The organism is Limosilactobacillus urinaemulieris (assembly GCF_014838745.1).
In the GTDB taxonomy this organism is placed as follows: Bacteria; Bacillota; Bacilli; order Lactobacillales; family Lactobacillaceae; genus Limosilactobacillus; species Limosilactobacillus urinaemulieris.
Genome location: NZ_JABUXR010000018.1, coordinates 16663 through 29231 on the forward strand (window position 1 = coordinate 16663; position 12569 = coordinate 29231).

Annotated in this window: 9 protein-coding genes and 1 pseudogene; 2 read left to right on the plus strand and 8 right to left on the minus strand. The window is 40.1% G+C overall.

Annotated features, from left to right (window positions below; genetic code table 11):
* Positions 1 to 45 precede the first annotated feature (45 nt).
* Positions 46 to 1383, plus strand: a complete 1338-nt coding sequence (locus HUK45_RS07995; RefSeq protein ID WP_191911892.1) for a Mur ligase family protein — start codon at positions 46 to 48, stop codon at positions 1381 to 1383.
* Positions 1383 to 2090, plus strand: a complete 708-nt coding sequence (locus HUK45_RS08000; protein ID WP_191911893.1) for a type 1 glutamine amidotransferase — start codon at positions 1383 to 1385, stop codon at positions 2088 to 2090. Before HUK45_RS07995 ends, HUK45_RS08000 begins: the two co-directional genes overlap by 1 nt.
* Before the next feature lie 54 nt (positions 2091 to 2144).
* On the opposite strand, the gene HUK45_RS08005 is transcribed toward HUK45_RS08000, so the two are convergent.
* The 8 genes and pseudogenes from HUK45_RS08005 to HUK45_RS08040 all read right to left on the minus strand — a co-directional run bounded on the left by HUK45_RS08005 (position 2145) and on the right by HUK45_RS08040 (position 12345).
* Entirely contained in the window at positions 2145 to 3539 is a 1395-nt protein-coding gene (locus tag HUK45_RS08005; RefSeq protein ID WP_328797169.1) for an amino acid permease, read from the minus strand.
* A gap of 42 nt (positions 3540 to 3581) precedes the next feature.
* On the minus strand, positions 3582 to 5003 hold the full coding sequence (locus tag HUK45_RS08010; RefSeq protein ID WP_191911895.1) for a basic amino acid/polyamine antiporter: 1422 nt from the start codon (positions 5001 to 5003) through the stop codon (positions 3582 to 3584).
* Between the two features lie 13 nt (positions 5004 to 5016).
* Positions 5017 to 5487: an arginine repressor gene (locus HUK45_RS08015; RefSeq protein WP_191911896.1), complete on the minus strand. Its 471-nt coding sequence runs from the start codon at positions 5485 to 5487 to the stop codon at positions 5017 to 5019.
* 124 nt (positions 5488 to 5611) lie between these two features.
* Positions 5612 to 6841, minus strand: a complete 1230-nt coding sequence (gene arcA, locus HUK45_RS08020; protein WP_191911897.1) for an arginine deiminase — start codon at positions 6839 to 6841, stop codon at positions 5612 to 5614.
* A gap of 229 nt (positions 6842 to 7070) precedes the next feature.
* Positions 7071 to 8093 carry a serine hydrolase domain-containing protein gene (locus HUK45_RS08025; protein ID WP_191911898.1) on the minus strand — a complete coding sequence of 341 codons (1023 nt, stop codon included), beginning with the start codon at positions 8091 to 8093 and terminating at the stop codon, positions 7071 to 7073.
* A 231-nt stretch (positions 8094 to 8324) separates the two neighbouring features.
* Positions 8325 to 10144, minus strand: a pseudogene (locus HUK45_RS08030) (ABC transporter ATP-binding protein).
* A complete protein-coding gene (locus HUK45_RS08035) occupies positions 10137 to 11879 on the minus strand; it encodes an ABC transporter ATP-binding protein (protein ID WP_191911901.1) in 1743 nt (580 codons plus the stop codon). Before HUK45_RS08035 ends, HUK45_RS08030 begins: the two are co-directional and overlap by 8 nt.
* Positions 11863 to 12345 carry a MarR family winged helix-turn-helix transcriptional regulator gene (locus HUK45_RS08040; protein ID WP_191911899.1) on the minus strand — a complete coding sequence of 161 codons (483 nt, stop codon included), beginning with the start codon at positions 12343 to 12345 and terminating at the stop codon, positions 11863 to 11865. The genes HUK45_RS08035 and HUK45_RS08040 overlap by 17 nt, the downstream gene beginning before the upstream one ends.
* Positions 12346 to 12569: the final 224 nt, after the last annotated feature.

Genomic DNA, 12569 nt, shown 5'->3' on the forward strand with positions numbered 1-12569 from the left:
TTAAAATTAGTCGTAATCTAATTTCGGTGAAAGGATTTTTAATACATGTCATTACGCAGTTCATTTGCTGAAGCAGCTGGTCGTTCAAGCTACTGGTTTCTCCACACTTTCATGAATGGTGGAAGTTCATTACCCGGGAAATTAACATTAAAGCTCGACCCTAATATTCTGCAAGCATTCAGTAAAAAGTATGATTTAGTAATTGTTACTGGAACCAATGGTAAAACCTTAACCACTTCTTTAAGTGTCCGGGTTCTCCGCGAAAAATACGACCAAGTTTTAACCAACCCAACTGGTTCAAACATGGAACAAGGGATCGTCACTACCTTCATTACGGCACCACGACCGAAGAAAAAGGGATTGGCAGTGCTTGAAGTTGACGAAGCAAACGTGGTGAAGGTTACCAAATATATCACACCAATCGCTTTTATTTTCACTAACATTTTTCGTGATCAAATGGATCGGTATGGGGAAATCTATACTACCTACCAAAAAATTCTTAACGGGGTTAAATTAGCACCAAAGGCAACGATTATTGCTAATGGTGACGAACAGTTGTTTAATTCTCACGATTTACCCAATCCCATTATTTACTATGGCTTTAATCATGAACAACAAGAACCATTCGATGCTCCCGCTAACACGGACGGTCTCCTTTGTCCCAAGTGTCAGCATATTCTCAAATACCGAATGCGCACCTATGCTAACCTCGGTGATTATTTCTGTCCCCATTGTGGATTTAAACGGCCAAAACTAACTTATGCTGTCACAAAAATTGATCAGCTGACACCAACTAGCTCAACCTTTGAGCTTGATGGTGAGAAATACAAAATTGGTATTGGCGGTCTTTATAATATCTATAATGCCTTAGCAGCCTATGCGTTAGGAAGATTTCTTGGGGTTAGTCAAGCCCAGATTAAAGATGCCTTCGAATCTGATGAGCGAGTCTTCGGTCGTCAAGAAGTCATCAATGTAGACGGCAAAGAAGTTACGTTAATTTTAGTTAAGAATCCGGTTGGGTTAAACCAAGTTCTTGATATGATTGAAACCGATCCCCAGCCCTTTAGCTTTGCCTTCCTCTTGAATGCTAACTATGCTGACGGAATTGATACTAGTTGGATCTGGGATGGTAACTTTGAAAAACTAGTTCAGCACAATATTCCTCAATATATGACCGGTGGTGAACGTTATAAAGATATCACTACCCGACTTACGATGGCTGGCGTCGACAACATGTGGCACGAGCCTGATTTAACTCACGTAATTGCTAAAATTAAAGAAATGCCGACAAAACATGTCTATATCCTAGCTACTTACACTGCAGTCTTGCAATTACGAAAGCAACTAGCAGAAAAAGGCTACATTAAGGGAGGAATGGATTAATGGCAAAATATCATCTTAATCTTGCACACCTGTACGGAAACCTACTAAACACTTATAGTGACGTCGGTAATATTATTGTTTTGCGGTACTATGCTAAACAGATGGACGCTGATATTGCAGTTCAGGTTATCAGCATCAGTCAAGAGTTTGATCCAGCAAAGTTTGATCTTGCCCTTTTTGGTGGCGGTCAAGACTATGAGCAATTCGTTGTTTCAAAGGATCTGCCAAATAAGCGAACCGAAATTAAACAATTTATTGATGATCAAAAACCACTACTTGCAATCTGTGGTGGTTACCAATTACTTGGTCAATATTATATTGGTGCTAATGGAGAAAAAATTCCCGGATTAAATATTCTCCCTCACTATACTCTTAGTCAGGATCATAACCGTTTCATTGGTAATATTACTATTAAAAACGAACAAACGGGTGACGAATACCACGGCTTTGAAAATCATAACGGGATGACCTTCTTAGGCGATGGCGAACGACCACTCGGCAAAGTAATCTCTGGTCACGGAAATAATGGTCAAGACAAAACTGAAGGAGCAATTTACAAAGAAGTTTATTGTTCATACTTCCACGGGCCAATTCTTACCCGGAATGGCGAAATTGCTAAGCATCTTTTGTTAGCTGCTCTTCACAAAAAATACCCAAATGAGGATTTTAGTAACCAAGAACAGTTAATAATTAAACCAACATTTTAGCTAATAAAAACAGGCCCTGAGAATGAATGTAAGCATTCTCAGGACCTATTTTCATTAAAAGTTAATTTCTCCACGAAGGATCATTATTAGAGCTAGAATTCCCGCTAAGCCGATTACTAACGCAATTGCTTTTTCATATTTTCTCATTTTTGGTTTTGCAGCTAAATAAACTGGAATACCTAATGAAAAAATAATTGCACTTGCAAAGGCATATTCAATCCCAGTAGCAAATAATGTATAAATCGCATAGGCAGACGCGATTAACGCAACGATCTTAAACCCAAAACCATATGATTCCTTAAAAGCTAGTTTGAGTCCATACAAAGACGATAATAAATATGCTACTAAGGTCGTTGTTGTCGCCAACGTATAAGCAATTGTATAAGCAGTTTGTAACTGCGGTAATAGAAGGACCATTAGGAGTACCTGCATAATTAACGTATAGATAATTAATGCAAATCCCGGAACATTATGCCGGTTGACTAACTTAAATGGTTTGGGCATTGCATGATCCATGCTCGTAACGTAAGCAATTTCAGGACCAATCATAAACCAACTCAACAATGCTCCTAACAACGAAATTAGTAATCCGACTTTAATAATTAATGCACCCCAGCTACCGATGACACTTTTACTAAGCACAGTTGCCAGTGGCACAGAAGAAGTACTTAATTCGGGTGCCGAAACAATCCCCATTGGTAAAAGCGAAACTAAAACATACAAGCTCCAAACGATGACAAAGCTAATCACCGTTGCCAAACCAACTTCTGAATGTTTCTTTGCTCGCCGTAACATTGAAACCGCTGCTTCAATCCCCACAAAGCACCAAACAATCGTACTCATTGCTTGACCAATTTGCTGAGAAAGATTAGCAGTTTTCCCAGTTGATACCAATTGCTGTGTCCAATGCGGAACGCTAAAAATGTGTGGCTGGAATAGCGTAATTCCGATAATAATTACTAAAATCAGTGGTAAGACTTTAGCAATTGTAATAACTGAATTAAGAATACTAACTTCGCGAACACCATGCCACACGATTAGCGTGTATCCCCATAAAATAATGGAACCACCAATAAAACATCCAAAAGGCGATAACTGATGTGGCAACATACTATTTAGGGTCTTAAAGAAGAGAGAAATAAAGGCAATATTGCCAAAAATTGCTCCTAACCAATAACCCCAAAACGAATTAAAACCAACATAATTACCAAATCCTTCTTTTGCATAGGTATAGATTCCACCATTAAGATCTGGTTTGACAATTGCTAGCTTATAGAAGACAAGTGCTAGCATTAAAATTCCGAATCCGCCAATTCCCCAAGCGATTAACGCTGCTAATGGATTAGCCTTTAAAATAAGGTCGGTGGGACTATTAAAAATTCCACCGCCGATTATTGTTCCAACAATTAAGGTGATTAAGAGGAATAGATTTAACTTCTTTTCCTTCACCTTAATCACCTCACTTGTTTTTTATTCAATTATTATATCACATTAACCCACAGTGATTGTACCATTAGCAACAAGCCAAATAGCAACAACACTAAGTACAAGAATTAATACCATAACCCACTTTTCAGCAGTGCTCATCTTGTGGTCGTTTTCACGGCAGGCAAGGTAGTAGATGATGAATCCAGGGATGAAACTGATGGAAACAAGTAATACTTCTTGCCAACCAGCCAAGAACATGCATGCGAACATGAATGCGGCTGAGAGTAAACCAATAGTGAATTGACCCCATTCTTTATGTTCTGAACTGTACTTCATTTGGTAAAGACCAACGAATAAGTATGAGAACAGAATAGCAGCAGAACAAAGTGAGTAAGCAAATTCATATGCCTTATCAGTGAAAAGCAATGAGAAGAGGAAGATGGTTTGCAACACGGCAGTAATCATCAAGGAAGCAGTAGGTGCGTTCTTTGAGTTAACCTTTCCCCAAACCTTTGGCATTGCCTTATCTTCAGCAACCAGCATTGTAGTTTCAGCTGGAAGCATCGTCCATGATAACCATGAAACAATAGTTGAAATAATCAAACCAACGTTAATCAGAATTGAACCCCAAGTACCTACAGTTGCTTGAAGAACATGACCAATAGCAGGTTGACCCATTGAAGCCAATTGTGCACGAGTCAAAGCACCATAAGGCAAAATAGAAATCAAAACATAGATAACAACTAAGGTTACAAAGGCAATGATTGATGCTTGTTGAGCAGCAGAACGTGACTTAGCACGGTGAGCCATAACAGAAGCACCTTCAACACCGATAAATACCCAAATCAGAGTCATCAATGTTCCTTGCATTTGTGACCAAACAGAACCAGTAGTAGTTCCCTTTGAAGCATTGTTAGCAACACGGCCCCAGAAATCTACAGTAAACATTCCAGCCTTGAAGCAAACAACCATAATAACGATGAAGATAACAAGTGGTAATACCTTGCAGATTGTCCCAATCATGTTTACGAAGGACGCACTTTCCACACCATTGTTAACAAGGATTGTCAAAAGCCAGCAGAAAACAATTGCAACAATAATTGATGGTAGGTTTTGACCACCCTTAAAGGTTGGGAAGAAAGTACCAATTGAACTCATCAACATTGTCGCGAAGGCAATGTTACCAAGCCATGCAGATAACCAGTATGACCAACCGGAAATAAATTCACCCATTGGTCCGAAACCGGCACCAGCATATGAGAAGATCCCAGCAGTTAAGTCAGGACGCTTTTCAGATAAGTTATTCAATGAAAGAACAAGCATTAAGAATCCGATACCAACGAAGACCCATGCTAACAGAGCAGGACCTGGAGCAGCGGCAGCAGCAACATCACTGGTAATTCCAAAGATACCAGTACCAATACAGGAACTAACAATAAGGGCAATTAATTCGCCTTTACCGATCCCTTTCTTTTCATTTTCCATCTTTACACCCCTTTTAGTCTAAATGTGAGCTAATGTGCTTCATTATTAAATTGTAAATTGCACGCGCATCATTACTATTTTTACTAATAATAATTAATGTATCATTCCCCGCAATTGTGCCAACAACTTCAGGAATATCCAGTTCATCAAACATCCCACCGAGGATCGTTGCGTAACTAGAATTCAAGGCCGTTTTTACAACATTAATAAATTGCACGGTTTCAATCGTGCGAACATTCTCACGAATTTCCGTATACAATCTACTGAAATCATGCTCCGGTGCTAATTGTAGTTGGACATAGTAGGTATGGCCTTCACCATCATTAGCCTTAACAATATTGAGCGCATGAATATCACGAGAAATCGTCGCTTGGGTGGTTTCGATCCCCTGTTGGGTTAATAAATCCAACAATTCATCCTGGGTTTCGATTTTGTGATCACTAACTAACTGTTCGATCACCTTTCGTCGCGACTTACGATTCATTCACGTTCACCCCTAAACAAATTAATTATACAACAATGTTATTTCAGTACAATAAAAGCAGCAAGAAACACCTTTAACTGAACCATTATTCAGCTTCCAAGTGCATTTGCTGCTTTCAAACTAACTAGTTTTTAAGATCTTCACGTACAATTGGGCAGGACATGCAACGTGGACCACCACGAACACGAGACAATTCACTTGAACGAACCTCATGAACGAGAATTCCGTGCTTCCGCAGCAAATCATTAGATACATAGTTACGGTCGTAAGTAACAACCTCGCCTGGTGCAATTGTTAACGTGTTAGAACCATCGTTCCATTGTTCACGTGGAGCAACGATTGGATCACCATTACCAGTAGGAATCAAGTCGATTTCAGGCTTGTCCAATACTTCTTCAAGAACCTTTTGAAGGTCTGTCCGGTGTTGGATTTCAATTTCGCCATCCTTACCTGGGTGGAGAATGTAAGTATCAATCTTACCACCATCCAAGATTTGCGGATGAACAGTAAATTGATCGTAATTAATCATTGTGAAGACCGTGTCAAGGTGCATCATAGCATGGTTATGTGGAATGTGGATAGCAACAACAGTGTCGTAGTTAGAATCCTTGAATAAGTTCCGTGCGATGTCCATGATTGCATCTGCTGAAGTACGTTGAGAAATACCAATAGCAAATACGTGGTCGGAAAGAACTAATTCATCCCCACCTTCGATCCGAGTGTCATGGTAACGGTCACGCCATACATGAACACCCTTGTTAGCGAACCGAGGGTTGTACTTAATGATGTATTCAGTGAATAGTGATTCACGTTGACGAGCCTTAAATGTCATATGGTTAATGGTAATACCATCACCAATTGAGGCTTGTGGGTCACGAGTGAAGTATGCGTTTGGCATTGGATCCATGAAGAATGGGTAGTCTGCATCTTCAGCCATTTCAGCAAGTGAAACGAACTTAGTGTGGATTTCATCCTTCCGTACCCCAGCAATAATCTTGTCAACCATTGCTTGAGTATCCATGCTAAGCAAGTATTCCTTCAAAGCGTCATGAACAGCACCAGCAGCGTGGCCAGATTCTGCTAACATTTTTTCAAGGAATTCATTCTTTACTTGATCATCTGCTAAAGCTTCAGCAGCCAACTTAGCGAAGTAAAGTACTTCGATTCCTTGGTCCTTTAATGTCTTAGCAAAGTAATCATGTTCTTCTTGTGCGATTGGCAGGTATGGGATGTCATCAACAAGCATGCGGTGAAGAATGTCAGGGTAGACATTTTCAATTTCATGACCAGGTCGATGAAGCATAACTGTCTTAAGCTTACCAATTTCAGATGTTACGTGAATTGGGCTTTGCATATACACTCACTCCTTTTGTGTGCTTTCATTTGATTACGTGTATATAATAACTAGTTTTGAAACCGTTGTCAAGCCCTATTTTAACGCAGATTTGTGTAATTTTATCCTTAGATGAATTTTGGCAAAAATTATACATTTTTATATGCAGTCAAGACCACAAAAATGCATAATCTGTCCGTTTGATTTGCATAAAGTTGAATAATAATTTCACAAAGTTTTTTGAAATTAATTAAGCGTTTTCTTTTTCACGAAGATAAGTGGCGAAAAGTTGATCCCGGGCACGTAAATAAGCATCATTCTTAGCTGTTGGGTGAACCCTGTTAGTTAAAGCGATCATTCCCTGATCCTCTTCCCGGTCAAGGATTAACCATGTTCCTGTAAACCCAGTGTGACTAATAATTAAGTGCCGATCACCTATTGCGTGAAGAAGTTTCCACCCTAACGAACGACTATGCTCCCCCGGAATCACCGTCTGATCCTTAAATAGCTGGTCAACCATCCAATTGTCTAGCAGACCATTCAGGTTAGTCTCAATCAGTGCGTGACTATAAAGCAACAAATCATCTAACGTTGAAAACATTCCGGCACACCCACATTTGGGCCCCAGAATATATGCTTTCGGATCATGAGCAGTTCCGCGAATTAATCCTCGTTCTGCCTGCACTTCAGTTGGAACACTATTCCTTGCAAATGGTTTGAACGTTGTTTCCTTCATTTTCAGAGGATCTAACACTCGTCTTTGGATTAATGACTGAATTGACTGTCCATAAGTTCTCTCTGCAATCCAACCAAGATAAAGAAAATTAACGTCGGCGTACCTAATTTGACGATTTAGACTAGAATCAACATGTTGTTGCGTTAAGTATGCCTTTTTAAGCTCTCTTGCTGTTAATTCATCACGATGCGGAATATATCCACAAATTCCTGAAGTATGCGTTAGGAGGTTCTGAATAGTCGGTCGAGAGTCCTTGAACTCTGGTAAATACTTTTGTACCGGATCAGTTAGCTTAAGTTTTCCCTCTTGAATCGCGATTGCAATTACTGGAACAGTCCCAATTACCTTTGTTAGTGAGGCTAAGTCATATTGCATTTTTGCCCGCAACGGTTCTCTCTTTGGTTGTATTTCTGCATAGCCTTTCACTTCTCGATATTCTATTCCGTGATCAAAAAGTACATAGCTTATTCCAGGAACAATTCCCTGTTCAACTAACCTATTCAATCCGGCAATTGTTTCTCGATATTGATTTTTCATTCCTATTTCTCCCATCCATTCCATTCAGTCCACACTATTGTAGCGCAAATAAAAAGGGGTTGTGACATAAGTCTTATTACTTAGATAAAACACGAACAGCGCAGTACACAAATGAGCTCCAGTGTTCGGTAAGATCCGAACTCTGGAGCTCTATTTGTGCTTGCGGGGGCGTGAAGACGAAGTCATAAATGACTTCTGTCACGCTCCCTCTTCAAAAATTTTAATTCTTCATTAAAGGTTGTTACCAACAAACTGACTATTGTAAAGATCAGCATAAAAGCCGTTTTTCTTCATCAGGGACTTATGGTTTCCCGTTTCCAGAATATGACCATGATTTAACACAATAATTTTATCCGCATTCCGAATTGTCGACAAACGGTGGGCAACAACAAAGCTTGTTCTTCCCCGTTGCAATTCATTCATTGCTTTTTGAATTAGTTCTTCTGTCCGTGTATCAACAGAACTCGTTGCTTCATCTAGAATTAACACTTCTGGGTTTGCCAAGAAATCGTTAATAGTTGACGCTGCCCCTGTGAAATGTTGGATGCTGACTCATCCAATATGGTGTCATATTCATCTGGGAGTTCGCGAATAAAGTTATCCGCATGTGCTAAACGAGCAGCCTGGTATACCTCATCATCACTTGCATCATTTCGGCCATACTTAATATTATCAAAAATTGTCCCAGTAAATAACCAGGTATCTTGAAGAACCATTGCAAGGCGGCTCCGCAGTTCATCACGCGACATCGACTTGGTGTTTTGTCCATCAAGGTAGATCTTACCACCCTTAACCTCATAGAACCGTTCTAAAAGATTAATAATAGTTGTCTTCCCTGCACCAGTTGGCCCGACAATCGCTACCATTTCGTTTGGCATCGCCTTAAGGTTAAAGTCTTCAATTAATGGTTCGTCATTATAGCTGAAATCAACATTAGCAAACTCAATCTTTGGTAATGGCTTCTCTTTAATTAATGTCGGATCCGCGTCTGAAGAAACCATTTCTGGGGCATCAAGCACCTCAAAGATCCGTTCCGCGGAAGCAATCGTTTGCTGAATTGTACTACTCAAGTTAGCGATTTGAGTAATCGGTTGGGAAAACTGGTTCGTATATTGAAGAAATGCTTGAACATTACCTAATGTAATCTGTCCATGAATAACCTCAATTGCTCCTACTACTGCAACCATTAAGTAGCCAAGGTTCCGAACAAAATTCATTAAAGGAAAGATCAAAATTGAGAAAAATTGGGTTTTCCAGGCAGCCTGATAATAGCGGTGATTTTTCTCTGCGAATGTTTTCTCTTCATCTTTTTCTTTATTAAAAGTCTTAACAATCGTGTGCCCAGCGTAGGTTTCTTCAACCTGACCGTTAATTTTACCAAGCTCTGCCTGCTGGTTACTAAAAAGTCGTTGGGCAGTTGGTGCTACAAAAGCAACAATTAACGCACTCAGCGGTAACGTAATCAGTGCCACCAGTGTTAGCTTCCAACTAATCGTAATCATCAACGCTAAAACCCCGACAAAGGTAATAATGCTCGTAACAATTTGAATTAGACTTTGCTGAAGAGTCCCCGCAATATTATCCATATCATTAACCATCCGGCTCATAATATCACCGTTACTATGGGTATCGTAAAATTTAACCGGAACCCGTTGCATTTTCTCCTTTAAATCACCCCGAAGATTAAAAACAACTTTCTGGGAAATCCTCGTCATAATAATCTGCTGAGCAAAACTAAATAATCCCGAGAAAACATACAGTAAGATTACAGTTAAACCGATCTGAAAAATCCGGTGAAAGTCAATTGGCAGGCTAGTAAGGTGGACTCCCTGCTTCATTTCCGAATAGCCACGCATTACCCCATTATAAATAATGGTGGTTGCTTCACCAAGAATTTTTGGCGCTAAGATTGATAAAATAACGGAGATGATCGCTAATATTATTGAGATGATTACGCCAAATCGCCACGGCCTAAGGTAAGCGAACAGCCGCTTCGTCGTTAACCAAAAGTGTTGCGCCTTTTTCACTCGTCCACGTGGTCCGTTATGCATTCTGGTCATCCCCCTTTGCTATCTGTGAGTAAACAATTTCTTGATATACCGGATTATCCTTCATTAATTGCTCATGGGTTCCCTGGCCGACTACTTTACCATCGTCTAAAACAATAATTAAGTCAGCATTAGCCACTGTCGATACCCGCTGAGCTACAATTACACTAACAGCATTTTGTAATTGCGAATCTTTCTTAAGCGCTTGCCGTAATTCAGCATCTGTCTTGAAATCAAGAGCGGAGAATGAATCATCAAAAATGTAAATTGAAGCCGGCTTAATAATTGTCCGGGCAATTGCTAATCGTTGTCGCTGGCCACCAGAAAAGTTACTTCCCGATTGCTCAACCTTAGCATCTAAGCCACCAGCTTCCTTAACAAAGTCAGCTGCCTTAGCAACTCTTAATGCTGACCACATTTCGTCTTCCGTCGCGCTGGGGTTTCCAAATTGAAGATTTGAACGAATCGTTCCGGTAAAGAGAACCGCTTTTTGCTGGGTAATTGAAATAACCGAGTGGAGTTCCTGCTGGCTTAATTTATCAACCTCAACACCGTTAACCTTGATTTCACCACTCTCAATATTAAAGAGCCGGGGAATTAAGTTAACAAGGGTCGACTTTCCAGAGCCCGTCCCACCGATAATCGCTAGTGTCTGCCCAGCCGTCACTTTAAAATTAAGGTTTTCCAATGCTAGGCGTTCAGCACCTGTATACCGAAAATTAACGTGATCAAAACTTAATGAAGCTGAAGTCTCTTCTGTAAGATGTTCCTGGTCTGCCACAAGAAGATCTTTAACACTTGGCTGATGTTCAAGAACTGCATTAACCCGCGCTGCTGAAGCAGATGCCCGAGGAACAAAAACGAAGACCATGGATAACATCATGAAACTAATCATAATCTGCGTAGCGTAGGTCATAAATGCAATTAAGTTTCCGACCTGCATCGTCATATTTGCGATCAAATGACTTCCTAAAAGGATAATCCCAACATTTGTCAGGCTTAGAATTAAAGTCATTACGGGGAATAAGAACGAGACTAGTGTATATGCTTTAATTGCCGTATCTGTATAATCGCCATTAGCCGCTTTAAATCGCTTTTGTTCACGCTGATCCTGACGAAATGCCCGAATTACCCGTACACCTGTCAGTCCTTCCCGAAAAATCAAGTTAATTCGGTCAGTTTTAAACTGAATGCTTTTAAACAGAGGAACTGCAAAGTACATTACAATGCCAACAACGATTGCCAAAATCGGTAAACTGATTAAAAATACCTTAGTCAGTCGCGGCTCACGAATATAGGCTAAGACACAAGCGGCCACCAGCATAATCGGTGATTGCAGCATCATTCGCAAGACCTGCATCATAACGTTTTGAATTTGCACAATATCGTTGGTCGACCGGGTAATTAGTGACGAGTCGCCAAACTTACTCATATCGCGACTAGAAAACTTCATTACGTGGCTAAATACCTGTTTACGAAGCTTTTCACCAACCTGCATTGATTGAGTAGCCGCAAAATAAACATTTCCTGCCGCCGCAACGACACCAATCCCGGCAACAATTAGCATTAACCCACCGGCATGCCAAATATAACCTAAATTTTGCTTCACGATCCCATTGTTTACTAGATCGGATGTGATTGTTGGCAAGTATAAGTCACAAGCAACCTGGACTAATAAGAACAGCACCGCCAAGGTTGTCGCCCATTTAGCAAGGTTATCTCTAGCAATTTTGATCAAACCGTTCACCTTTCCCTTCTCTTGGTAACCGATCACCGTAATAACGATGAAGGTTCTTTTCCATCATATTGACTACCTTAACAAAACGCACTAGATCCTCCTGATCAATTTCTTCTAAAAGGTGACTGCCAAATTCATGCCGCTCTTCTACAATCTTTTGGTAAGCCTTTCGTCCCTTCGCTGTCAACCGAACGTGGATTACTCGGCGATCATTGGCAAGTCGTTCCCGCTTTATAAGGTTGTCTCGTTCTAATCGCTCAAGAACTTCCGTTAAAGAACCCGGCTTAATATTTGCCATATCCGCTAATTCTCGTTGTGATAACGGCTGATCCCGCATTGCTAGAATATGAATTATTCGTCCTCGCCCAAGGAACATCCCCGAATGCTTAATGTTTCTTTTGGAGAGATTATGCATTTGCCTAATTAAACTAAACAACTGAGGAAATACTTCATCATCAGTGATCATTCTTCCATCTCCTATCGTTAGGTGCATAATTGTTAGGTACATAACGATTATATAATAACCACGTTTTCCATAAAAAGCAACGCTCATGGATGAATTTTAAAAATAAAGGGGCTGTGACATAAGTCCTTTAAATTAAGAGAACCGTTCGGAATTTCATTTGAAATTCTGAGCGGTTCTTCCTTTTCTTAAAATTAATACTAAATATGGACAGCCTCCCGGCGATC

Excerpts from the sequence above, each read along its gene's own strand:
- HUK45_RS07995 (WP_191911892.1), top strand. The coding sequence starts at position 46 with ATGTCATTACGCAGTTCATTTGCTGAAGCAGCTGGTCGTTCAAGCTAC.
- HUK45_RS08000 (WP_191911893.1), top strand. The coding sequence starts at position 1,383 with ATGGCAAAATATCATCTTAATCTTGCACACCTGTACGGAAACCTACTA.
- HUK45_RS08010 (WP_191911895.1), bottom strand. The coding sequence starts at position 5,003 with ATGGAAAATGAAAAGAAAGGGATCGGTAAAGGCGAATTAATTGCCCTT.
- HUK45_RS08015 (WP_191911896.1), bottom strand. The coding sequence starts at position 5,487 with ATGAATCGTAAGTCGCGACGAAAGGTGATCGAACAGTTAGTTAGTGAT.
- arcA (WP_191911897.1), bottom strand. The coding sequence starts at position 6,841 with ATGCAAAGCCCAATTCACGTAACATCTGAAATTGGTAAGCTTAAGACA.
- HUK45_RS08025 (WP_191911898.1), bottom strand. The coding sequence starts at position 8,093 with ATGAAAAATCAATATCGAGAAACAATTGCCGGATTGAATAGGTTAGTT.
- HUK45_RS08040 (WP_191911899.1), bottom strand. The coding sequence starts at position 12,345 with ATGATCACTGATGATGAAGTATTTCCTCAGTTGTTTAGTTTAATTAGG.